The sequence below is a fragment of the Mycobacterium sp. C31M genome (assembly GCF_053345865.1).
In genome coordinates this window covers 238,086-264,358 of the sequence record NZ_JBKFAX010000006.1, presented here as the reverse complement: position 1 = coordinate 264,358, position 26,273 = coordinate 238,086, and the positions used below count along the sequence as shown (strand labels likewise).

Genomic DNA, 26,273 nt, shown 5'->3' with positions numbered 1-26,273 from the left:
CATGTTGATGCCACCGGGTAAGGATTTGAACCTTTGATGCCGGATAACCGACGGCGTCCGGCTCGCAGCTGTAGCCGGTTTGGGTTGTGTGGTGTGGGCGTGTGTATGCGAACCGATTGAACTGCTCTGCCGGGCTGAGCTACGGGCACCTGAATGCCCGGCGGGATTCGAACCCGCGACCTGTCGATTAGGAGTCGATAACCGATTCACTCCGGCGCACACCACTGACTTCCTGTGGGCGCAGACGAACGCAGCGCCTCAGCGCGATTGCTCCGACAGTGTTCTGCGTTTCGTCATGAGATCAAGATACCCACCACCGCAACCCATTTACCGCTCGCCGAGTTGCTCGGCGATCAGCGGGCCCAACCGCTCCAGCGTGTCGGCATCCATCATCTGCGAGTGCGTACAGTCCAGGGCCACCACCTGCAACCGGCCGCCGATGTGATCGCGCCACTGCGTCGAGGCCACGCCGGAGAGGTCCATCTCCAGGATCGCCGCATCGACGAAGAACACGTCACCGTCGTACCGACCGTAATCGGCACCGGCGGTCAGGCGTTCGGCGGCAACATAGTTGTCGATGACCTGGGCTATCCGATCGTCGTCCAGCATGGCGATGGCGTCACCGCTGTCGCGTACCAGCGCCACCGCGTCGGCCACCTTCAGCCGCACATCGGCGTCGACCGGGAAACCCATTTCGCGGAGCAGACCGCCGAGTACCGCCGTCGCGTCGAACTCGGTGTCCGGAGCGGTATCGGTGCGGGCATCCAGCATGCCGACGAACCCGACCTGCCGACCCCGGCGGCGCAGGACCTGTGCGATCAGCAGCGCCATCGAACCGCCGAAGGACCATCCCAGCAACCGGATCGGCCCACTCGGCGCGACCCGTTCGACCGAGTCGGCGTATTCGGCCGCCAGCTCGGTGATGTCGGTGGAGAGCCGGCCGGTCGTGAACAACGGCGATTGCAGACCGTACAGCGGTACCCCGTCCGGGATGAACCTCTTCAGTCCGCTGAACTGCCAGCTCAGACCGCTGGCCGGATGCACACAGAACAACGGCGGCCGGCTCCCACCGGCGCGCAGCGCCAGCACCGGGGACAGTCCCGCCTCGCCCGGGGCGCTGTCCGTGCTCAGGAGCGCATCGATCTCGGCCACCGTGGGGGTGACCATCAGGTCGGCCACCGCGACAGCGGTGCCGAACTCGCGCCGGATCGCGGCGGCGAGCCGGACCAGCAGCAGCGAGTGCCCGCCGAGCGCGAAGAAATCGGCATCGATACTCCTCACGTCGACACCGAGCAGCGCCCCGAACAGCTCGCACAGGCGGTGCTGCTGTGCCGTTTCCGGTGCGCGGCCCGCGGCGGTCCCCAACTGCGGTTCCGGCAGCGCCTTTCGGTCCAACTTGCCGCTCGGGGTCAGCGGATAGTCGGTCACCGCCACGAATGCCGCGGGCACCATGTGCACCGGCAACGCGGCGGCGGCGTGCTCGCGCAGCGCCACCTCGCCTGCTGTGGCGCGCACGTAATACGCGACCAATCGGTCGTTGCGCACCACCGCCCGCGCCGAAACGACCGCGGGATGCGCACTCAGCACCGCCTCGATCTCGGCCGGCTCGATCCGCACACCGCGCAGCTTGATCTGGTCGTCGGTGCGGCCCAGGTATTCGAGGTTCCCGTCGCACCGCCAGCGGACCAGGTCACCTGTCCGGTACATCCGGGTGCCGTCACCGAACGGGTTGGCCACGAAGCGTTCCGCGCTCAGACCGTACCGGTGCAGATACCCGTCGGCGAGCTGAATGCCGGCCAGGTACAGCTCCCCGGGTGCCCCGTCGGGCACGGCGGCGAGGTAGTCGTCGAGCACGTAGGCCCGCACGTTCCAGCCCGGCATACCCAGACGGACGGGGCCGCCGTCAGCGGTCCAACCCAGCACATCCACCGCGGCCTCGGTGGGCCCGTAAAGATTGTGCAGCGGGACTCCCAGCGTCCGACCGAACCGGGCCGCCAGTTCATCGGACAGCGCCTCACCGCCGACAGTCACCCGGGTCAGCGCTGTGCACTGGCCCGCGCGTGGCTCGTCGAGGAACAGTTCCAGCATCGACGGCACGAAGTCGACCGCGGTGACTCGTTCGGTGATCATCGTGTCGGCGAGATACGCCGGGTCACGGTGTCCGCCGGGACGGGCCAGCACCAGGGTGGCGCCGACACTCAACGGCCAGAACATCTCCCACACCGAGGTGTCGAAGCTGATCGGGGTCTTGACCAGCATCCGGTCGTCCGACGTCAGCGGATACGCACTCTGCAGCCAGGCGATGCGGTTGACGATGCCCGCGTGTGCGACGGCAACCCCCTTGGGGCGACCGGTGGACCCGGAGGTGTAGAGCACATATGCCCAGGCGGACGGGTCGGTCGGCGGTACCGACGGTCGGGTCGGCTCACCGCGCACCAGTCGGATGACCGCCGGGTTGTCCAGCACCGCGATCGGTTCGGCATCGTCGACCATGTACTGCAGCCGATCCGGCGGGTAGTCCGGGTCCAGTGGCAGGAAGGCCGCACCGGCCTTTGCCACCGCCACCAGCGCAACCACCAACTCGACCGAACGGGGCAGCGATACCGCGACGATCGCGCCCGATGGCGCATTCAGGGTCGCGGCCAACCGGTCGGACCAGGCGTCCAGTTCGGCGTAGGTCAGTTCATCGTGTTCGAACCGGACAGCGACGGTGTCCGGGGTTCGGCCGGCCTGCCCGGTGACCAAGGCGCCCAGGCTGTTCGGTGGCACGGCGTGGTCGGTGTTGTTGCGGGTAAGCAGGATCGTGTCCTGTTCACCCTTGTCCAGCAGGGACACCGCACCGATCCGGGCGTCCGATCCCCGCGCCCACGTCTGCAGCACCCGCAACAGTCGACGGGTGAGCGTGTGCACGGTGCTCTCATCGAACAGGTCGGCGCTGTACTCGGCCATGACCGTCGCGCCGCCACCGGCGCGGTCGTCGATCAGGGTGAACCCGAGGTCGAACATCGCTGCGGCGGTGTCTGGTTCGTGCCATCGGGTGGTGAGTCCGAACATCTCGGTATCCCCGCCGTCGCGCAGGTGGTAGCCCACGAACACATTGAACAGCGGGTTGCGGCCGGCCACGCGTGGTGGGTTCAACAGTTCGACGAGCTGGTCGAAGGGCAGATCCTGGTGGTCGAACGCCGCCAGGTCGGCTGTCCGCACCCGGGCCAGCAGCTCGTCCAGGGTGGGGTTGCCCGAGAGATCGGCCCGCAGCACCACAGTGTTGACGAAGAACCCGATCTGTTCGGCCAGCGCCGTCTCAGCACGACCGGCAACCGGTGTGCCGACCACGATATCGTCGCCGGCGCCGAGCCGATGCAACAGCGTCGCGACGCCGGTATGCAGCAGCATCAGCGGGCTGACCTGTCGCTGCGCAGCAGTATCACGCAGTGCCGCAGCGATTTCCGTGTCCAGATCGATGTGCAAGGTTGCGCCGCGCCCGCTGGGGCGTGCCGGCCGCGGACGGTCGGTGGGCAGCGTCAACTCGTCGGGCGCGTCGGCCAGCGCCTGCTGCCAGAACTCGCGGTGCGCCGGACCGGTCTGTACCAGCAGGTCTCGCTGCCACAGTGTGAAGTCGGCGTACTGCACCGGCAGGGCGGGCAGCGCCGGGTCCTGTCCGGCGGTCCTGGCCGCGTAGGCCCGGTTCAGATCAGCGAGCAGGGGTCCGTCCGACCATTCGTCGGTGGCGATGTGATGCAGGAGCAGCAGGACCGTGTGGCGCTGCGCGGCGGTGCGAAAGACCGTGACGCGCAACGGTATCTCGGTGTGCAGATCGAAGGGCCTGCGTGCCGCTGCGATGATCCGGTCGTCGACATCGCCGTCGGTGCAGTCGACGATCTCCAATGGCACCCGGGTACCGACCGGCAGAATGTGCTGGTGGTAGCGGCCGTCATCCTCGGTGAACACGGTGCGCAGCGATTCGTGTCTGGTCACCACATCGGTGAGCGCCGCGCCGAGAGCGTCGAGGTCGAGCACCCCGTCGACACCAAAGGCCAGCGGGTAGTTGTAGGCGATGGCCCCGGCTCCCCCGAGCCGGTCGATCAGCAGCAGCCGCTGCTGGGCCGCCGAGGCCGGGATCTGGTCCGGCCGTGGCGCGGCGACCAGTTCCGGTCGAGGCCCGAGGGTGTACTGCACCTGGCTATCCAGGTGCGCGGCGAGTTCGGCGACCGTAGGCGCATCGAACACATCACGCAGCGACATCTCGGCACCCAGCTCCGAGCGGACCCGATTGATCAATCGAATGCTGATCAAGGAGTGCCCGCCGAGATCGAAGAAATCGTCGTCCGGGCTGACGTTGTCACAGCTGAGCACCTCGGCGAACAGACGGCACAGCGTTTCCTCGGTGGGACTCTGTGCGGCGCGGCTCGCAGCGCGGTGCTGTTCGACCTCGGGCAGCGCCCGGATATCGAGCTTGCCGTTGTCGGTCAACGGCAGTTCGTCGAGCACGGCCATCGCCGCGGGCACCATATAGGCGGGCAGCGATGCCTTGAGGTGGGTGCGTACCCGCCGGATCAGGTCCGGATCGTCGTGGCCCGCGGCAGCGACAAGGTAACCGGTCAGATGGTGTGATCCCGAGGTGTCCGGGTCGGGTCGCGCGATGACGGCGGCCTGCTTGACATCTGGATGAGCAACGACCGCACTCTCGATATCTCCGAGTTCGACGCGGTAACCACGGATCTTGACCTGGTCATCGGTGCGCCCCAGGAAGTCCAGGTTGCCGTCGGCCCGGCGCACCACCAGGTCACCGGTGCGGTACATCCGCGAATCCTCGTCACCGGATCCGTCGGCGAACGGGTTGGCGACGAAGCGGCCTGCGCTCAGCGCCGGTTTCCCCAGGTATCCGCGGGCCAGTCCGGCCCCGGCGATGTACAACTCACCGGGTGTGCCATCGGGGACCGGCCGCAGCCAGCTGTCCAGGATGTGGCCGCGGGTATTCCAGATCGGGGTGCCGACCGTGGCGGTCGGGCTGTCATCGGTGCCGCCGCCAAGGGTGTTGATGGTGTATTCGGTGGGCCCGTAGAGGTTGTATCCGTAGCTGGTATCGCTGTCGCGCAACCGGTTCCACACGGTCGCCGAGACCGCCTCCCCACCGAGCAGCACCAGCACGGGTGCGTGGCGACTCGCTTCCAGTAGGCCCTCCTCGAACAGCAACTGGGCGTAGGTGGGGGTCACGTTGATGACGTCGATGGCATGCCGGTGGCAGTAGTCCACCAGGGCCGAGGCATCACGACGCAGATCCTCGTCGCAAATGTGCACCTCGTGGCCCTCGATGAGCCACAGCAGTTCTTCCCAGGACATGTCGAAGGAGAACGACACGGTGTGCGCGATGCGCAGGCGCCGACCGCCGGCCTTGTTGATGGCCGGCGCGAAGATCGCCTCGCGGTGGTTCAGGTGCATGTTGGTCAGCCCGCGGTGCGGGGTGAGCACACCCTTGGGTTTACCTGTCGACCCGGACGTGTAGATGACATAGGCGGGCTCGTCCAGGCGTGGCCGGTGACCATCCCATACCGCCGGGGCGGCAGCGGTTTCGGCGAGGATACCGGGATCGTCGAGCACGACCACCGGGCGGTCGGTGACCCCGGCGATCCGGGTGGCCACCGTAGCGGTGGTGAGTACGCAGGCCGGTTCACCGTCGTCGAGCATGACGGCCAGCCGGTCGTCGGGGTAGTCGAGTTCCAGCGGCAGGTAAGCCGCACCCGATCGCAGCACCGCGAACAACGCCACCACGGCGGTGATGGATCGTGGGATGGCCAGCGCCACCGTGCTTTCCGGCCCGATGCCGCGGTTGGCGAGCAGGCCGGCCATCCGGGTCAGCCGGGCGTCCAGCTCGCGGTAGTCGATACTGTCGTCACCGCAGACCAGGGCGGTCAGCTCGGTCGCGGTGACGCATCGGTCGGCCAGCAGATCCACCACGGTGGCTTCCGGAATCCGGTGGCGGGTCGACTCGGCTTGGGCGACAAGCGCATCGGCCTCATCGGTCAGCACCGGTTCCAGCGTCGCCAGCGACTGGTCCGGCTCCCCCGCAGCGATCTGCAGCAGGACCTGCTGCAGCCGGTCCAGCAGGCGTTGTGCCCGGGTCACGTCCACCACGTCGGGCCGGTATTCCAGTTTCACCCACAGTCGCCGGCCCGGAGAGGCCACCCAGGTCAGCGGGTAGTGCGAGGCGTCGATCGAATCGTGACCGATGATGCCGTGCTCGGCCTCCATGTCGGTGAAGGTGTCGTCGTCGAGGAAGTTCTGCAGCACGTAGAGGCTGTCGAACAAGGCGCCCTGCATGCCGGCGGCGCGCTGGATATCACCGAGTCCGAGGTACTCGTGGTCCATCAGCTCCAGCCGATTGTGCTGCACGGCCTGCACGGTGTCGGCGAGGGACTTCTGTGGGCGCAACGTGATGCGGGTCGGGACGGTGTTCAGGAACAGCCCGATGACCTCGTCGATACCGTCGATATCGGTAGGACGCCCGGCAACCGTGGAACCGAACACCACGTCGTCGCTGCCGGTTTCGTAGCCGAGCACCAGGGCGAGCGCGACGCTGATGACCGCGTTGAGTGTGACCCCGGCGGTGCGGGCGGTGTGATTGAGCTGCTCGGTCTGCTCCTCGGTGAGCAGGAACTCCAGCCGTAATGCCAGAGTGGCCTCGGTATCGACCGCCTCGGGCACCAGTAACGTCGGCCCGGCCAGACCGGCCAGCGCGGCGCCCCACTGTCGCGCCGAGGCGGCGCGGTCCCGACCCGCCAACCAGTGCAGGTAGTCGGTGAAGTCCGATTGCGGTGTAGGCAGATTGGCCGACGCCGCACCGGATCGGGCGGCGGCGTATTCGGCGAACAATTCACGCAGCAGGTGTTCGCGCGACCACCCGTCCAGGAGCAGGAAGTGGTAACTGAAGATCAGCCGGTCTGTGTCGGCACTCCGGATGACGGTGAACCGGGCCAGCGGCGGTGCGCTGAGGTCGAAGGTGCGCAACCTGTCCGCGGCGGTGATGGCACTGATCCGCTGCTGCGCCTCGGTCGCTGTCAGAGTGGAGATGTCGACGACCTCGGGCACACAGTCCGGGCTCTCGGCGATGACGGCCACCGGGTGTGGCAGGTCGTCGGCGCGGAACCCGGAGCGCAACACGGCGTTGCGGCGCAGGACCGTCGCGAAGGCAGCGCGCAGGGCCGCGGTGTCGACCGGTTGGGCGAAATCGAACACGTTCTGCACGATGTAGACGCCCGCATCGGAGTATCGCGCCTGGAAGTAGACGCCCTCCTGCAACGGCGACAGCGGCCAGATGGTCTGCACCGCCAGGGTTGCGGTGTCGACGATGCGGTCTATCTGGGGCTGGGTCAGGTCGACGAGTGCCAGATCGGACGGGGTGAGCGCACCCGATCCGGCCGTGAGGCCGCCGAATTCGCGCAGCACCTGGACCCAGTGCCCGGCCAGATCGGTCACCGTGTCGGCGCCGAAACCGCCGTCGGCGTAGGTCAGGGTGGCCCGCAGTCGCGGACCGTCCTGCGTCTCATCGCAGATGACGTTGATCTCCAGGAGATACGGGGTGCCGAGGTCGGGATCGGCGGCCACCCGCAGCGTGTCGACCTCGGGTGCGGAATCCCAGTCGGCGTCACCGTCGGCGGTCCACCGGCCCAGGTAGTTGAACAGTAGCTGCGGCGCGGGCAGTCGACCCAGCACACCCGCGGTGCGCGGGTTGCAGTAACGCAGCTGGCCGAATCCCAGACCGCGGTCGGGCGTGCTGCGCAACCGCTCCTTGACCTCCTTGAGGGTGTCCAGCAGATCGCCCTCGGCAGCGGGCAACCGGACCGGTGCGATCGCGGTGAACCAGCCCACGGTGCGCGACAGATCGAGGTCCGCACCCCACCCGTCGCGGCCGTGCCGCTCCAGGTCGAGCACCAGCGGTCCGGTGGGATGGTTGTGTGCCGATCGCCGGCGACCGATGGCGATATGCAGTGCGGCGAGAAGAGTTTCGTTGACATCGGCGTTGGCCGCAGCCGGGACGGATGTCAGCAGTGGTGCGGTCTCCTCGACGGTGAGCCGGATCTCGTGATCACGGGTGGCGCCGACCGTCAATCCGACGGTGTGTGCCTGCGGGTCGAGTTCCCCGCCGGGGGCCAACGTGGCCGTCCAGTGGTCGAATTCGGCGAGCCGGGCTGCCTGCTGGGCGTTCTCATTGACGGTGCGGGCGTAGCTGCGCAGTGAGGTCGGCACCGGTCCGAGCGCGACACCGCGGTAGGCGTCGGCCAGATCGTCGATCACGATGCGCCAGGACACCGAGTCCACCGCCAGGTGGTGGGCGACCAGCAGCAGTCGGCCCTGGTGCTCTCCCCCGAAGTCGAACCAGACCGCGACCAGCACCTGCCCGGCATCCGGGTCCAGGCGGTCGGCCGCGGCGTCGGACTCGATACCGATACGTTCCCGCAATTCCTGCTCATCGCAGCCGGCGACATCGACGTGGCGGACCGGGACAGGCTGTCCCGAAACGGTTTCCAGCGACCACAGCATTGGGGCGGGGCGGTGCAATCGCAGACGCAGCGCGTCGTGCCGGGCGACGACGGTGTTGACCGCCGCTTCGATGCTCTGCACGGTCGCACCGACCGGGGTGCGCAGCAGTTCGGTCTGGTTGAACCGGGAGACGGTGCCGCCGAGTTCGGCGAGTCGCTGGACGATCGGGGTCAACATGACCTCACCGAGATCGGGCCCGCTGTCATCGGGGTGGGCCGCCGCGGTGTCGGCGCCGACCACGGCGGCAAGTCCGGCCGGGGTGCGGGCGGTGAAGACCTGCTGCGGGGTGAAGCGCAGGCCCTGCCGGCGAGCCCGGTTCACCAGCTGGATCGCCACGATGCTGTCACCACCGACAGTGAAGAAATCGTCCTCGATGCCGACCGGGGTGCCGAGGATCTCGGTGCACAGCGCAGCGATGCTGCCCGCCGTCCCGGTGCCGACGGTACTCGGTGCGGGTGGTTCGGTCGGCTGCGGCACCGGCAGTGCGGCCCGGTCCAGCTTCCCGTTGACGTTGAGCGGCAACGTGGGCAAGGTCATCAGCACCGCGGGCACCATGTAACCCGGGATCCGGTCCGCGAGTTGTTCACGTGCGGCGGCGATATCGAGATCCTCCGGACCGACCAGGTAGCCGATCAGCCGGGCCCGACCGCTGTCGTCGGTATGCACGGACGCGGCGGCGTTGCTGACATCCGGCAGCGCGGCCAGTGCGGACTCGACCTCACCCAGTTCGATCCGATAGCCGCGCACCTTGACCTGCTGATCGGAACGGCCCACATAGACCAGCTCGCCGGAGTCCGTCCACATCGCGGTGTCGCCGCTGCGATACAGCCGCGCCCCGGTGCCGGACGGGTCGGCCACGAACCGGGTGGCGGTCAACCCGGCGCGGCCGACGTAGCCGCGGGCCAGTTGCCCGCCGGCGATGTACATCTCGCCGACCACACCGGTGGGTACGGGCTGCAGCGCACTGTCCAGCAGGTGGATCTGCAGGCCCGGGATGGGCCCGCCGATCACGCTGCCGCCGCCGGTGGCATCGACGCTGCGCAACGAGCGGAACGATACGTGCACACAGGTCTCGGTGATGCCGTACATGTTGACCAGTTGTGGCGCGTCATCGGCGTGCCGGTCGTACCAGCCGGCCAACCGGGTGGTGTCCAGGGCCTCGCCGCCGAACACGATGTAGCGCAGTGCCAGTGTGGGATTCGCCCGCCGGTCGGCATCGATCAGCGGGTAGAAGGCCGACGGTGTCTGGTTCAGCACCGTGACGCGCTCGGCGACCAGCAGGTCCAGCAGACGGTCCGGGTCACGGGTGACGGCCTGTTCGACGATGACCAGCCGACCGCCGTGCAGCAGAGCACCCCACAGCTCCCACACCGAGAAATCGAAGGCGGCCGAGTGGAACATGGTCCACACGTCGGACGCGGTGAAGTCGAAAAGATCTGCGGTACCGGCGAACAACGCCGCCACCTGCCGGTGTGCGACCGCGACACCCTTGGGGACACCGGTCGAGCCGGAGGTGTAGATGACATAGGCGCTGCAGTCGGCATGCAGGTCGACGCGCGGTATCGGCCCGGGGTGGCGGACGGCGTCACCGATCAGCACCGCGTCCGCGACGGGTACCCGCTCCGAGGTGTCGGTGAGCACACAGGCCGGTGCGGCGTCGGTGAGGATGTGCTGCAGCCGGGCCGCCGGCGAGTCGAGGTCCAGTGGCACGTACGCCGCGCCGGCCTTGAGCACCCCGAGCAGACCGACGATCATGTCCGTCGACCGTGGAAGGGCCACGGCCACCAGTGATTCGGGACGGACGCCATGCTCGGCGAGTGCCGCGGCGACAGCGGTGGACCTGTCGTCGAGTTCGGAATAGGTCAGTTGTTCGGTACCACAGGTGACCGCGACCGCATGCGGTGTCCGGTGTGCCACCGCGGTGAAGGTCTCGACCAGCGTACGGTCGGGGCCCGGTGCAGACCGGTCCCCCGACACCCGTGCACGTTCGTCGGCGGTGCGCAGGTCCACGGCGCTCACCGGTCGGTCCGGATGCGCGGCGAAGGCAGCGAGAAGGTGTTCGACCCTCTCGGCGTAGCGGTCGGCATCGGTGGCGCTGACCATGGCGGTGTCGTATTTGATCTCGATGCCCAGTTCGTCGTCCAGGTAGGCGACCAGCGACAGCGGGTAGTGCGGGGCGTCGGTGCCGGTGAACCCGCAGTAGGTCACCGCGCGGGGATCGTCCGGCGTCGCGGTGTCGGTGGCCGGGAAGTTCTCGACCACCACGAGGGTGTCGAAGAACTCCCGGATGCCGGCGGCGCGGGCCAACTCGGCCAGGCCCAGCTGCTGCGCGCCGAGCAGTCCACTCTGCTGATCCTGTAGTTGCGCCAGCACCGCCGCGATCGGGGTGTCGTGCTGCCACGTCATCGGTACCGGGACGGTGTTGATGAGCAGGCCGACAAGCGAATCGGTGCCGGCCAGGTCGCCGCCGCGACCGGAGACCGTCGATCCGAAGATCACCTGGCGGCGGTCGAGCAGTCGGCCGAGCAGCAGACCCCAGGCACCGTGCAGGACGGTGCTCATCGTCAGGCCGTGTTCGCGGGCGGTGCGGCCGACGGCGGTGGTGAGTGCCTGCGGCACACGGCGGGTGACGCTGCGGTGTTCGCCGACGGCCGTCCGCTCGGCGCCGAACAGCATGGTGGGTTGCGCGCCGGTCAGCGCGGTGGCCCAGGCCCCTCGGGCGGTGTCGAGGTCGCTGCGGGTGACGGACTCGATGTGGTCACGCAGTGTGGCGATGACCGGACGCGGGGCGGCGCTGCCGGTCAGGCCGGCGTTGTGGTGGGCGACGATATCGTCGAAGATCACCGGGTAGGACCAGCCGTCGGCGACGATATGGTGCAAGGTCTGGATCAGCCGATGCTCGGTATCGGACAGCGATACCAGGACGTAGCGCACCAGCGGCGCCTCGGACAGCGTGAACGGCCGGGCGAGTTCGCGTTCGGCGATTCCCGTGAAGTCACCAGGTGCCGTGCGGAATTCGACATCAGCGGTGCGCCAGATCACCTGGGCGATGCGGCCGTCACGAAGTTCCCGGAAGCCCGCCCGCAGTGCCTGGTGTCGTTCGACGACGGCGGTGATACTGCTGCGCAACAAGTCCGCGTCCACCGGTCCGGTCAGTTCGGCGATCTGCTGGACACGGTAGGTATCGGTGTGTCCGTCGGCCGCGTCGGCGAAGGCGCTGTGTACATACATGCCCTCCTGCAGCGGAAGCAGCGGAAGCACATCCTCGACCTCGCCGATGCTGTCCCAGTCGTCGAGATCCTGCTGGGTGACCGCGATGAGTCCGAAGTCCGACGGGGTGTGCCCGGCCAGGGTGTCGCACCGGGTGAGTGCGGTCAGCGCGTCGACCCACATGGTGGTCAGCTCGTGGATATCGGCGGTGTCGATGAGCCCACCCGGCCAGGACAGCGTGATGGTGAGCACCGGGCCGCCGGCGCGGTCCTCGGCGAGTGCGTTGATCTCCAGCGGCATGGCGGGATTGGTGTCGTCGACACCCTCGCGCAGTGCGCCGATGCCCTCGACCGCTTCCCAGTCCCGGCCATTACCACCGGCGAATCGGCCGAGGTAGTTGAACAGGATCTGCGGTGCCGCACCGCTGACAGGCTGGGCGGGATCCAGATGGCGCAGCACACCGAAGCCGAGACCGCGAGTGGGCACCGCACGCAATTGTTCCTTGACCGCGCGTGCGGCAGCGGCCAGTTGCGGACCCGCGGACAGCACCTGATCCCAGCGCAGCGTTCCGGGGTCGACGGTGACGGGGTAGATCGAGGTGAACCAGCCGACGGTGCGCGACAGGTCCAGATGACCTGGCAGCAGCTCGGATTCGCGACCGTGCCCCTCCAGACTCAGAACGGCCGCCGTCGAGGTGTGGCCGCGGTCGGCGCGCCATTGGGCCAGCGCCAGGCTCAGCCCGGTGAGCAGTACATCGTTGACACCGCCGTACATGGCGGACGGGATGTCGGCCAGCAGGGCACCGCTGATCGCGCTGGGCAGCGACACACTGTGCCGGAGCACCGTGGCGGCGGTGTCGATCTCCGGATCCAGCGGGCGGGTGCCGAGGTCGGGGTCCGTGGTGGCCAGCACCCGGTTCCAGTGGTCGGTTTCGGCGTCGAAGCCGGCCGTGCCGATCGCCTGCGCCCAGGTCCGGAAGGAGGTGGGTGCGGGTTCGATCGCAGGGGTTTGGCCGGCGGTCACCGCGGCCCAGCTGCGGGCCAGGTCGTCGGTGAGGATGCGCCACGACACCCCGTCGATCACCAGATGATGGATGACCAGCAGCAGCTGCTGCGTATCGGCGAACCAGATCGCGCGGACCATGTGTCCGCCGGCGGGATCGAGATCGGCTGCCGCGGCGTCGATATCCTCGGGTGTCGGCGCACCGGGGCAACGTCGGATATCGATCTCAGGTGCCGATTCCGGAACTGTCAGCGTCCAGCCACCGTCGTGGCGGTCCAGACGGGCGCGCAGCATAGCGTGGGCGCCCAGAACCGGCCCGACGACGAGGTCCAGCTGCTCACCGGTGATTCCGGCAGGCGTGGCCAGCACCATCGCCTGGTAGAAGTTGGCCAGCGGGGTGTCGGACTGTGCGGTCTCGGCGAGCATCGGTGTGGCGGTGATGGTCCCGGCACCATCGTCGACGACGGGACTGACCGGTGCCGCCGTGCCGGTGATCGCCGCGGCGAGCCCGGCCACCGTGCGGCGGCGGAAGATATCGCGTGGGGTCAGGTGCAGCCCGGCCTTGCGGGCCCGCCCGGAGACGGCGATCGAGGAAATGCTGTCACCGCCGAGGGCGAAGAAGTCGTCGTCGATCCCGACCGTGGGCATGCCGAGCACCTCGGCGATGATGTCCGCCAGCAGGGCTTCCCGGTCGTCGCGCGGGGCACGTGCTGGTCCAAGGGCCGGGGCGACGGGCTCGGGCAGCGCCTTGGTGTCCAGTTTGCCGTTGACGGTCAGCGGCACGGTCTCCAGCACCCCGTACAGCGCGGGCACCATGTAGTCGGGCAGCACGTCGGTCAGTTCGGCACGCAGCCGTGCGCTCAGTTCGGCCGCCGCCTCGGTGTTCTCGGGCACGACGTAGGCGATGAGTTGTTTGGTGCCGGCACCGGAGCGGGCGATGACGACCGCCTGCCGGACCCCGGGCAGCGCCTGCAGCGCGGCGGTCACCTCCCCGAGTTCGACCCGGTAGCCGCGGATCTTGACCTGATCGTCGGTGCGCCCGAAGAAGTCCAGGATGCCGCTGCCGTCGGTGCGGCGGGCCACCAGATCGCCGGTGCGGTACATCCGGCCGCCGGGGTTGTCCGGGTCGGCGACGAACCGATCGGCCGTCAGGCCGGGGCGGTTGAGGTAACCGCGTGCCAATCCTGCTCCGGCGATGTACAACTCGCCGAGCACACCGTCACGGACCGGGCGCAGCCAGCTGTCCAGGATGTGGGCGCGGGTGTTCCAGATCGGCCGGCCCACCGTCGGGGTGCTGCTGTCGTCGGTGCCGCCGCCGAGGGTGTTGATGGTGTACTCGGTCGGTCCGTACAGGTTGTATCCGGTGCCGTCGGGTTGGTCGCGCAGCCGGTTCCACACCTCGTCGGAGACCGCCTCACCGCCGAGCAGGACCAGCGTCGGGGAATGTTCTGCTGCATCGAGCAGTCCTTCCTCGAACAGGTGGTGGGCATAACTCGGGGTGACGTTGATGACGTCGATCTCGTGGCGGTGGCAGTAGCCGACGAGTGCGGTCGCGTCGCGCCGCAGTTCCTCATCGCAGATGTGTACCTCGTGTCCCTCGACGAGCCAGAGCAGTTCCTCCCAGGACATGTCGAAGGAGAAGGACACGGTGTGCGCCACCCGTAACCGGCGCCCGCCTGCCTTGGCGATGGCCGGTTCGAAGATCTCGGCGCGATGATTGAGCTGCATGTTGGTCAGCCCGCGGTACGGCGTCACAACCCCCTTGGGGCGGCCGGTGGAGCCGGAGGTGAAGATGACGTAGGCCGGGTGGTCCAGGCGCCGGCTACCGACGAACGAGCCGAGTTCCTTGTCGGACAGCGCATCTGCCGGTGTCCGCTGCAGGGTGGCAGCCACCTCGGCACTGTCGATGTGCAGGACCGCGCCACCGAGTCCGTGCTGGTGACCGGTCAGCTCGATGCTCGACTCCGGGCACACCAGCAGCACCGGGCGAGCGTCGTCGATCATGCCGGTCAGCCGGGCGGTCGGGTAGTCACGCTCCAGCGGCAGGTAGGCCGCACCGGTACGCAGCACCGCGAACAGGGCGACGACCATGTCGATCGATCGGGGTAGCGCCAGGGCCACCACGTGCTCGGCCCGCGCCCCGTTCTTGATGAGCAGCCGCGCCAATCGGTTGATGCGGCCGTCGAGTTCGGCATAGTCGAGTTGTTCGGCGCCGAACACCAGTGCGATATCGTCGGGGCACCGGGTCGCCCGGTCGGCCAGCAGATCGGCGATGGTGCTCTCGCCGATATCGTGGGTGGTGCTATGCCACTGCGTGATCCGGTCGTCGTGCTCACCGGTGAGCACCAGGTCCAGTGCGGCCAGGGAACTGTCCGGTTGGGTGACCAACAGTTCGACGACGCGGCACAGCCGCGCCACCATGGCAGTGGCCCGGTCAGCGTCGATCACCTCGGGCCGGTGTTCGAGTTTGATCCGCAGCCGCTCCCCCGGGGTCAGCACCCAGGTCAGCGGGTAGTGCGTGGTGTCGACAAAATCGACACCGACGATGCCCTGGGCGGTCTCGAAATCGGTGAAGGTGTCGTCGTCGAGGAAGTTCTGCAGCACGTACAGGCTGTCGAAGAGCTGTTGGTGGCCGCTGCCGCGGGTGATATCGCCGAGGCCCAGGTACTCGTGGGCCATCAGGTTCAGTCGGAAATCCTCGACCGCGCGCAGGAGTTCGGTGACGGTGCTCTGCGGTTCCATGGTGACGCGGGCCGGCACGGTGTTGAGGAACTGCCCGATGACATGTTCGATACCCGGTAGCTGCGGGGGGCGCCCGGCCACGGTGGTGCCGAAGACGACGTCGGTGCTGCCTGTTTCGTAGCCCAGCACGATGCCGAGTGCGGCGGTCAGCACGGTGTTGACGGTGGTGTGTGCCTGGCGGCCGTGCCGCTGCAATGCCGCGGTCACTTCTGCGGACAGTTCGCCGTAGACGCGCTGCGGCATGGTGGGCGCGGTGTCCCGGTGCGGGGGCGCAATGAGTGTCGGCTCGTCCAGTCCGGTCAGCGCCGCGGTCCATGCCGCCGCCGACTCGTCGCGGTCCTGCGCGGTCACCCAACGCAGGTAATCCCGATAGCTGCAGGTGTCGGCGGGCAACGCCCCGCGCAGTCCACCGGAGTTGTACAGCGCGAACAGTTCTCGCAGCACCAGCTCCCGTGACCAGCCGTCCCACAGCAGGAAGTGGCAGGTGAGCAGCAGGCGGTCGCCGCGGTCGGGCAGCCGGATGAGGGTCAGCCGCACCAGCGGTGGCATCTGCAGATCGAACGGGGTTGCGCTGTCGGTGGTCATCACCTCGGCGAGTCGGGTCTGCGCGTCGGTGGCGTGCAAGGCCGCCAGGTCGACGACATCGACGCGGGCCGGGACGAACCGTCCGATGTACTGCAGCGGGCGCGGCAGGTCCGCACTGGTGAATCCGGCGCGCAGGTTGTCGTGGCGACTCAGCAAGGCCGCGAAGGCCACCTGCAACGCGTCGACATCGAGGTGGTGGTCGAAGTCGAAGATGTTCTGTGCGAGGTAGCTATTGACGTCCTCGGCGTAGGTGCACTGGTAGTACACCCCCTCTTGTAGGGGTGACAGCGGCCAGACATCGGCCACCTCGACGGGGCTCGATGCGGTCAGCGCGGCGAGTTCCGGTTCGGAAAGTCCATGCCACGCATCGTGTTCGGCCGGCGCGCCGACAGGCACCGCGACGGGCACAGCGGCGTCGAGTCCGGCATCCAATGCCCGTGCGGTCCGCAGCCGGAACAGGTCACTGGTCGCGATGGTCACGCCGGCACCGGCCAGCCGGTTGACCACACGCAGCGCGGACAGGCTGTCGCCGCCGAGGGCGAAGAAATCGTCGTCGATCCCGACCTCGTCCGCGCCGAGTACGGCGGCGACCGTCGCGCAGATCAGCGCCTCGCGCTCGGTGCGCGCCGTGACAACCGAGGTGTGGCGCCGCGGTTGCGGCAATGCGGCGCGGTCGCGTTTACCGTTGGGCAGCAGCGGGATCTCGTCGAGGACGGTGAGAGTGGCCGGCACCATATGCGCCGGCAACCGTCCGGCCAGCGCCGCCCGGGCGGTTTCGAGGTCCGGTGTTTCGCCGGGTCGGGCCGTGACGTAGCCGTCCAGCCGATGGTCGCGGGTGGTGACAACAGCCGCGGCGACACCTGGCTGTTCGGCCAGGGCCACCTCGATCTCGCCGAGCTCGACCCGGAACCCGTTGATCTTCACCTGGGTGTCGGCGCGGCCGAGGTATTCGACGGCCCAGTCGGCCGTCCAACGCGCCAGGTCACCGGTGCGGTAGAGCAGTTGCCCGTTGTCGCTGAACGGATCCGCCACGAAGCGGGCGGCGGTGGCGCCGGGTTGCCCGAGATAACCACGGGCCAACTGGGCTCCGCCGACATAGATCTCGCCGACCGCACCCGGGCCCACCGGTTCCAGGTCAGGTCCCAGCAGGAGGATGCGGGTGCCGGGAACGGGATGGCCGAGGGTCACCGGTCCGGTCACCGGTCCGGTCGTCAGCACATCGCCGGCGACCTCGGACGAGCCGTAGGAGTTGACGATCTCGGCTTCCGGAGACACCCGTTGCAGTGCGGTGACCGTCGCGGCGTCCAACGGTTCGCCGCTGCAGATCCAGCGCCGGATCGAGCCGAGCTTGCCGCCCGCGACCTCGGCCATGGCGGAGCCGAGACTGGGGACGACCAAGAGTTGGGTGGCGGCCACATCGTCGACCAGTCGGGCCAGCGCGGCGCCGTCCCTGGCGGTGCTGTCATCGGCGATGACGGTGGTGGCGCCGGCGATCAGCGCGCCGAGCAGTTCGGTGGTGCCATCGATGAAGCTCAGTGAGCTCTTCGCGACGCGGATGTCGTGACGGTCGTGCGACCACGCGGTGCGGGCCCAGGACAGGCGATTGGCCAGCGCTTGATGGGTGCCCACGACGCCCTTCGGCGCTCCGGTACTGCCTGAGGTGTAGACGATCGATGCGGCATCGTCGGGGTGCACCGGTCGATCGCCGACCGGTTGGCCGGTGGCGCCGGTGTGGACCGTCGTGATGCGGTGTTCGGGCAGCGGGCTGCCGTCGGTGAGGATGAGCCGCGGCGCGGCGTCGTCGAGCATATGGGTGATGCGCGCCGCCGGGTAGCCGGGGTCGACGGGCAGATACGCTGCCCCACAGCGCAGTACCGCCAGCAGGGCGACCGCGAGCACACTGCTGCGCTCGGTGGCGACGGCGACGATATCGCCGCGGTCTACCCCGGCAGCGGCCAGGGCTCCGGCCAGGGCGGCCGATCGCTCGTCGAGTTCGGCGTAGCTGAGCCCGGTGGTGTCATCGCGCACGGCGATCGCGGACGGGCTGCGGCGTAGCTGATTCTCGAACAGTTCGACCACGGTGGCGGTGCGGCCGGGCCCGCCGGCACCGGCATGCAGCACGGCCGCGCGGCTCTCGGCGTCGAGGATGTCGATATCGGCACACGTCCGTCCGTCACCGGCGGTGACGATCGTGTCCAGCACCCGTCGGTACAGGACCAGGACACTTTCGGCGATGACCGTGTCGAGGATGCTGCGGTCGTGGGTCAACGCAACCTGCAGGCGCTGCCCCGGCTTCACCATCAGGGTCATCGGATAGTGCGGTGCCTCAACAACATCCATACCGGTGATGCGGATGGTGGCCTGCGGGTCGTCGGCGGTCGGGTAATTCTCGATGACCAGCAGGGTGTCGAACAGATCCGGCACGCCGAGGGTGTTCTGGATCTCGGTGAGCCCGATGTGGTGGTGGTCGAAGAGGGTGGCCTGAGCTTGCGCGTGGCGGGTGATGACATCGGTCAGGGTGTCGGTCCGTGACCATCGGGTGCGCGCCGGCACTGTGTTGATGAGCAGGCCGACCATCTCGTCGATCCCGTCGACATCGGCGCCGCGGCCGGACACCGTCGTCCCGTGCAGCACATCGGTGCGGCCGGTGAGACGACCGATCGTGATGCCCCAGGCGGCGCCGAGTACGGCGCCGACGGTCACTCCGTGGGCGGTGGCCCAGCCGGCCAGGTCGGTGTCGACCTCGGTGGCGACGCGACCGAAACCGGCTCCATCGGAGGTGTTCTGCGGTAGCGCATCCGCGAGCCGGGTCGGTTCGGTGACACCGGAGAGCTCGGCGCTCCAGGCGGCCAGCGCTGCCTCGTCGCGGGTGCCGATCCGTTCGAGGATGTCGCGGTAGCGGGCCGGTGCGGGCAGTCGGCGGGTGTCCGGGTCGTCATGCAGCGCGGCCAGCTCACGGAGCACGATCGGCACCGACCAGCCGTCGGACACGATGTGGTGGACGGTCTGGATGAGGGCGTGTCGATGCGGACCGAGCCGCACCAGGGCATACCGCATGAGCGGCGGTACGGACAGGTCGAAGGGTTCGGTGCGCTGCTGTTCGGCGATGGTATCGATGCGTCGGCGGGCATCGTCGTGGCTCAGCGAGGTCAGGTCGTGGTCAGCCCACGGCACTTCGGTGTGTGTACCGGTGACCGCGACCAGGCGTCCGTCTGCCAGCGCCCGGAACGCGGCACCGAGCTGCGGGTGACGCGTGATGACGGTGTTGGCGGCCCGGCGCAGCCGAGCGGCGTCCAGCGGTCCGTCATAGGAGATGATCTGTTGCACCACATAGGGATCAACATCGGCATAGGTGGCGTGGAAGTAGATACCGGCCTGCAGCGGCGAGAGCGGCAACACCTCGTCGATCGGCGTGGGCAGCGCGTCGATATCGTCCTGGCCGAGACTGAGCAGATCGAAGTCCGAGGGTGTCGGACCGGCAACGACAGGACTGGCGGCGATCGCGGTGAGCGCGCTGCGCCACAGTTGCGCCAACTCGGTGACCCGGTCCCGGCCGAGCACACCATTCGGCCAGCTGAAGACGGCCTCCAACCGTGCGTCGGAGCCGTTCTCGATCGTGACGGCGTTGACCTCGAGGACCCGTGGCAGCGGCATCCGCGGATCCCGGTCCTCACCGACCGCACCGTCGGCCAGTGTCCACGGCTCATGTCCCGCCGCGGTGAACCGGCCCAGGTAGTTGAACAGCACCTGCGGCGCGACGGCGAGGTCCGGCCGGCCTGTGCCGAGATGGCGCAGGGCGCCGTAGCTCAGACCGTTGCGCGGTACGGCGCGCAGTTGTTCCTTGACGGCCTTGACCACCGCACCGGTTTCGGCACCGCCGGCGATCACGTCATCCCACGCTGCGGGGCCCGGATCGATCAGCACCGGGAACAACGTGGTGAACCAACCGACGGTGCGGGACAGGTCCATTCGCTGTCCTGCGGCACCCAGATGGTCGGCCTCGCGGCCGTGGCCCTCCAGTTCCAGCAGCACACCGCCGTCCGCGCCGCGCCAGCGCACCAGCGCTGCGGCCAGCGCGGCGACCAGTGCGTCGTTGACCCGGCCGCGGATCGCGGTCGGCACCGGTCCGAGCAGACGCGCGGTGACTTCGGGATCCAGTGCGACGGTGAGCCGCTCCTCGGTGGCCACGGTGTCGACCGCCGGGTCCAGCGGCCGGCTGCCGAGCTGGGGATCAGCCACGGCCGCGGCGTGTCGCCAGTACTGCTCGTCGCTGCCGAACTCGGAGACCGCGGCCCGCAGCTCGGTAGACCATTGCCGGAAACTGGTGTCCGGCTTGGCCAAGACAATCGGACGACTGCCGCCGACAGCGGCCCACGCGGTCCGCAGGTCGTCGGCCAGCACACGCAGCGACACACCGTCGATCACGGTGTGGTGCACCACCAGGATCAGCCGGCCGGGTTCGGTGAAGCCGGCATCCAGCCACACCGCAGCCACCATCACACCATCTGCGGGATCCAGCCGGGTCACCGCCCGGTCCCGCTCGGTGCGCGGGTCCGCGGAACCCGGCACGCGGGTGAGGATATCGGCGGCACGCATCCCGCCGGTCGGCACGGTCAAACCCGCCGGGTCGCCGACCGTGCCCAATCGTGCCCGCAGCAGGTCGTGGCAGTCCAGCACCGCGTCGAGCATCTCGGTGAGGGACGGCAGCGTCAGCTCGGCCGGTGTGTTGAGGGTGATGGACTGGAAGAATCCGTCTGTGCCGTTGCCGATTTCGTGCAGCCAGGCCAGGATCGGGGTGGGCTCGATGGTGCCGACGGCGTCAATGGCGGCCGGTACCTCAGTGCCGGCCGGAACGACGTCGGCCTCGGCCACCACGGCCGCCAACTTGGCCGGTGTGCGCAGGGTGAGCACATCACGCGGACGGATCCGCAGTCCGGCGCGGCGGGCGCGACTCACCAGGCTCATCGCCGCGATGCTGTCGCCGCCGAGGCTGAAGAAGTCAGTATCCGCACCGACCGCGGGTGCGCCGAGCAGTTCGGCGAACAGATCACAGATGGTCTGGGTCCGTGAATCTGCGGCCGGCGTGCTGGATTCGGGCCGAGCAGGTGCCGGGATCGGCAGTGCACGGCGGTCGATCTTGCCGTTGGCGGTCACCGGGAACTCGTCGAGCACCATGATCGCGCCGGGCACCATGTGGTCGGGCAACCGGTCCGCGCACCAGATCCGCAGTTCGTCGGGGTCGGCGCCGGTGGTGGACAGCGCATAACCGGTCAGCTGCGCGCCACCCGCAGGTGTCTTGCGCAGCACGACCGCCGCATGCCGCACCCCGGGGTATGCGGCGAGGGTGGCCTCGATCTCCTCGAGTTCCACTCGCATACCGCGGATCTTGACCTGATTGTCGGCGCGGCCCAAAAATTCGAGCACACCATCGGTGGTCCAGCGGGCGAGGTCCCCGGTGCGGTACATCCGAGAACCGTCCTGGGCGAACGGGTTCGCGATGAAGCGAGCGCCGGTCAACCCGGGCGCGTTGACGTAGCCGCGGCCCAGCAGGAAACCGGCCGCATACAGTTCGCCGCCCTCCCCGACCGGTACCGGTGCCAGGTCGTCGTCCAGGACATAGAGCTGGGTGTGCGGGTTCGGCCTGCCGATCGAGGTTTCGATGCGTTCGGCGCTGTCACGGTAGATCACATGGGAGACACCGATGGTGGCCTCGGCGGGTCCGTATCCGTGGTACAGCGTGGTCGACAGCTGCGCCCGGAAGCGGTCGAACAGGGCCGGGGTCAGCACTTCGCCGCCACACCAGACATGTTTGAGGCCGGACAGCCGCGTGCTTCCCTCGGCGAGATCCAGCAGCACGTCGAGCATCGAGGACACCAGGTAAACGAAGGTGACCTTCTCGGTGGCGATCAGATCCAGCAGGTACTGCGGATCGCGTTCCCCACCCGGGGCGGCGACCACCACGTAGCCACCCGAGACCAGCGGCAGCAGTACCTCGTTGATCGAGATGTCGAAGGACAGTGGTGCTTTGAACAGCGAGGCGTCGCCGGGACCGAAGCCCAGGATCGTCTCGACCTGCCAGCCGAGGCGCTCGCAGATCGCCTCGTGCCGGATCATCGCGCCCTTGGGCCTACCGGTGGATCCCGAGGTGAAGATGACATAGGCCAGTTGGCCGTCGTCGATGGCGACCAGCGGTGCCGTCGTCGATTCCTCGCTGAAAGCCCAAGCGGACAAGTCGATGGCGATGGAGTGCGGATCCTCGGCTCGCTGGTCGTCCGGCGCGACCAGCACCGCGGTGGCACCGGTGTCCGCCAGTACCTGGCGGCGGCGCTCGGCCGGCCACTGCGGGTCCAGCGGGACGAAAGCACCACCGGCGGCCAGCACCGCCAGGATCGCGATGACCATCTCGGGGGAACGCGGGACCGCGATGGCCACCACCTGCTCGTGGCGCACTCCCAGTGCCCGGAGATGGTTGGCGAGTTGGTAGGCGTGGTCGGCCAGTTCGCGATAGGTCAACCGGATTTCCGCGCTGACGACGGCCAGCGCGTCGGGTGTGCGGCGCGCCTGGCGTTCGAACAATTCCGGAACCGTGGTGGTCGACGCGGGCCAGGTGTCGTTGTTCCAGCTGCGCAACAACGTGATGCGATCGTCGGGAGTCAGACCGTCGGTGCTCTCGGTGGTTGTCATGTGCGCGTCCTCTCCGCATCCGCGTGATGCGCGGCCCAGGCTCGCCACAGCTGGGCGTAACGCCCCTGCGCGGCCTCGAGTTCGGTGTGTGTGCCCTCTTCGACGATGGCGCCGTGCGCCATCACCACGATCCGGTCGGCGGCCGCCGCCTGGGTCAGTCGATGCGCGATCACCAGTGTGGTGCGGCCTTCGGTGACTGCGGCCGCTGCCCGTTCCAGGTCGCGGGCGCCCAGGCTGCCGGCCTCGGCGGTGGCCTCGTCGAGGATCGCCACCGACGGGTCGAGCAGCGCCAGTCGGGCCAGCGCCAGTTGTTGGGCCTGTGCGGCGGTGAGCTCGTGCCCACCCTCGCCCACGACGGTGTTGACTCCGTCGTCCAGCGCGGCGACCCAGTCCCGGGCACCGACGAGGTCCAGTGCGGCAAGGATTTCGGTGTCGGTGGCTTCGGGTTTGGCCAGTCGCAGATCGTCGGCCAGCGGGCCGGCAAACACGTGGACCTCCTGGCTGATGATCGCCACATGTCGGCGCCGCTGTTCGTCGCTGAGCTCGTCCAATGCAACACCGCCGATCCGCACCGCACCACGTTGCGGGGTCAGCAGTCCCGCCGCGATACCCGCGACGGTCGACTTGCCCGCGCCGGTCGAGCCGACGAGCGCCACCCGCTGTCCGGGCTCGATCCGGATGCTCACACCGTGCAGTACCGGATGTGTGCCGTCATAGCTGAATTCGAGATCGGTCAGGTCCAGCGTGGCATCCAATGGTGCGGCACCACCGGCACGCTCGGGCGCCGGGGGCGCCGGGATGCTGACCAGCCCCACCAACCGGGCCAGGCTGGCGCCGGCGTCCTGGGCCTCGTCGACGGTGAACAGCAGCATGCTGATGGGACCGAACAGGCGGTGGAACAGCAACGCGGCCGCGGTCGTCTGCCCGACGGTGATGGATCCGTGCTGCACCAACCAGTATCCGGCGACCAGAATGACCGACAGCCCGATGAATTCGGCACGGTTGATGCGCCCCACGAAGCGGGTGAAGAAGGTGAACACACCGATCGAGATGTCCCGGACCCGCGCCGATGCCTGCTCGATCGCATTCTGATGGGTGGTGTGTGCGTGATAGGCGTGCACGGTGGGCGCCCCGAGCATGCTTTCCATCAACACCTGGGAGCGTTCGGCGATCACCCGACGTTCCTCGGCGTAGCGAGGAGCCGAGCGCGGCAGATACCAGCGCAGCGCCAGGAGATAGAACGGGATCGACACCGCGCCGGCCAGCGCCAGGCGCCAGTCCAGACCCAGCATCGACACCAGGGTGAGCACGGCGAGCAGCAGTGCCGAGAACATCGTCGGGAAGACCTCGGTGACACCCTTGTTGATGGTCGCCACATCGGTGCTGACCCGCGACAGCAGATCGCCCCGCCCCACCTGCTCGATGGTCGTGGTCGGCAGTGTCAGGGCGCGGTCGACGCCGGCCTCCCGAAGGTCGGCGAGCATGACCGCACCGAGTCGGCCGATCAGGTAGTTCGACACTCCCGTCGCCACACCACCGACGAGCGCGGCGGCACCGAGAACGGCGGCGATGGTGACGATCACCGACGAGGGCGATCCGTCGATGATGCGGTCGACGAGCACACCGAGGACGTAGACGGGCAGCACGGATGCGGCCGCTGCGAGCACACCGACGAACACCGTTGCCGACAGTGCGCCCAGTCGGTTTCGCAGTTCGCCGCGCAGCCAGACCCAGGTCTGGCGTCCCGATGCGACGGGTAGGATCCCGCGCTGATCGGTGGGGGCGGTCATCGCAGCACCGCCGCCCGGTAGTCGGGCCGGTCCAACAACTCCTCGTGGGTGCCGGCACCGGTCGCCCGGCCCTCGTCCACCAGCACCACCCGGTCCGCGACGGCGAGCAGGGCGGGGCTGCTGGTCACGATGACGGTGGTGCAGGCGGCTGACCCACGGTGCCGCAGGTCGGCGATCCCCTGTGCCACCGAACTTTCGGTGACGGTGTCGACGGCGGTGGTGGGCTCGTGCAGCACCAGGACCGGCGCAGCCCGCAGCAGCGCACGGGCCAGCGTCAGGCGCTGCCGCTGGCCGCCGGACAGGCTGGAGCCGCGCTCGGTGACCTTGTGGTCCAGACCGTCGCGGTGCACATCGATGACGTCGGCGGCGTTGGAGGCCTGCAGCGCCGCGGTCAGCACCCCCGGTTCGATATCGGCATCGGACAGATTGCTGCGCAGCGATCCGGTGAACAGATCGGCGCGGTGCGGTTCGACCAGAAGTGCGGTGCGGGCATCGGTCAGCGACAGATCGGCCAGCGGGACCCCGCCCAACAGGATCTCCCCGCTGTACTCGGTGGCGGCCAGCCGCCCCGCCAGCACCCCGACGAGCGCCTCGGCATCGCTCGATCGGGTCGTCACCACCCCGATCAGTTCGCCTGGGTCGACACTGAGGGTGAGGCCGTCCAGACTTCCGTACCGGATCGCGTCCAGCTGCACACCGTGCGGCCCCGACCCGATGGCTGCCGCGCCCGGTGACAGCGCGAACGGCGCATCCTCGATCCAGCCGACACGTTCGGCGGATGCTCGTGCCTCGGCCACCCAGCTCGGCACCTCGGCCATGGTGCCGAACGGTTCGAGCAGGAACTGGGCCAGGCCGATCACCGTGATGAGTTGCCCGATAGTGATCTCGCCGCGCAGGGCGTACCAACCCGCGAGCACCGCAACTCCGACCGCGAGCAGTGCGCTCAGCGATGTCGAGAATCCGAGGTAGACACCCTGGGTTCGGGCCGCGCGGATACCGGCGGTCAGCGCGTCCCGGCTGACCTTGCGGTACCGGGCCGAGGCGGCGCGCTCGGCACCGATCCCGCGCAGCGGACGCAGACCCGCGATCAGGTCCGCCGACATCGCGGTGGCCTCACCGGCCGCCTCCTGCTGGTCGGCGACCCGTCGGGTGATCACCGGTCCGCCGAAGTGCAGGACGAACAGGATCAGCGGTGTGCCGATCAGCACCGCCACACCGAGTGGCACGTCAATGGTCAGCAGAACCGTTGCACAGACGGCGATTGCGGTGATCGCCCCCGCGATACGAGGAATGTAATCCAACAGGTAGGACACATTGTCCGCGTCGGTGCTGGCGATGGACAGCAGCTCGCCGGTGCGCTGCGAGGTGCGCAGTCGACGTGGTTCCAGGATGCGGGCCGCCAGGTCGATGCGCAGTTGATGTCCCTCGGTAGCGATGGCCCGCATCAGATGCCGGGCACCGAGCCGATAGCAGGCGGTCAGTGCCACGAACAGTGCGGCCAGCACTCCGATCCAGACCAGCAGCTGCCCGGCGTCACCGGGCTTGACGGCGCGGTCGACCAGCACTCCGATCAAAACCGGAACCATGGCCTCGCACAGTTGATGTGCGCAGATCAGTAGCGAGCCACTGGTCAGCAGCCGGGCATTGCGGGTGACGGTGCGCCACAGGATCGCTGCCCCGGTACGGGACCGCTCGGCGTGCTCGGCACCGTCTGGTTGCACG

Annotated in this window: 3 protein-coding genes; all 3 read right to left on the bottom strand. The window is 68.6% G+C overall.

The window, feature by feature from the left end; all coding sequences use genetic code 11:
• Positions 1–327: 327 nt before the first annotated feature.
• From ACLBYA_RS12010 to ACLBYA_RS12000, 3 genes are read right to left on the bottom strand one after another with little or no spacing between them, the layout of a single operon-like run.
• A complete protein-coding gene (locus ACLBYA_RS12010; RefSeq protein WP_447709622.1) occupies positions 328–22,761 on the bottom strand; it encodes a non-ribosomal peptide synthase/polyketide synthase in 22,434 nt (7,477 codons plus the stop codon).
• The gene (locus tag ACLBYA_RS12005) at positions 22,758–24,551 is read right to left on the bottom strand and encodes an ABC transporter ATP-binding protein (RefSeq protein WP_447709621.1); all 1,794 of its coding nucleotides are present in this window, start codon (positions 24,549–24,551) and stop codon (positions 22,758–22,760) included. The genes ACLBYA_RS12010 and ACLBYA_RS12005 overlap by 4 nt, the downstream gene beginning before the upstream one ends.
• Positions 24,548–26,272 (bottom strand): ABC transporter ATP-binding protein, encoded by a 1,725-nt coding sequence (locus ACLBYA_RS12000; RefSeq protein ID WP_447709620.1) that lies wholly within the window; start codon positions 26,270–26,272, stop codon positions 24,548–24,550. The genes ACLBYA_RS12005 and ACLBYA_RS12000 overlap by 4 nt, the downstream gene beginning before the upstream one ends.
• Position 26,273: the final 1 nt, after the last annotated feature.

Bases quoted from the DNA above. Each gene is read 5' to 3' on its own strand.
- ACLBYA_RS12010 (WP_447709622.1), bottom strand. From the start codon at position 22,761: ATGACAACCACCGAGAGCACCGACGGTCTGACTCCCGACGATCGCATC.
- ACLBYA_RS12005 (WP_447709621.1), bottom strand. From the start codon at position 24,551: ATGACCGCCCCCACCGATCAGCGCGGGATCCTACCCGTCGCATCGGGA.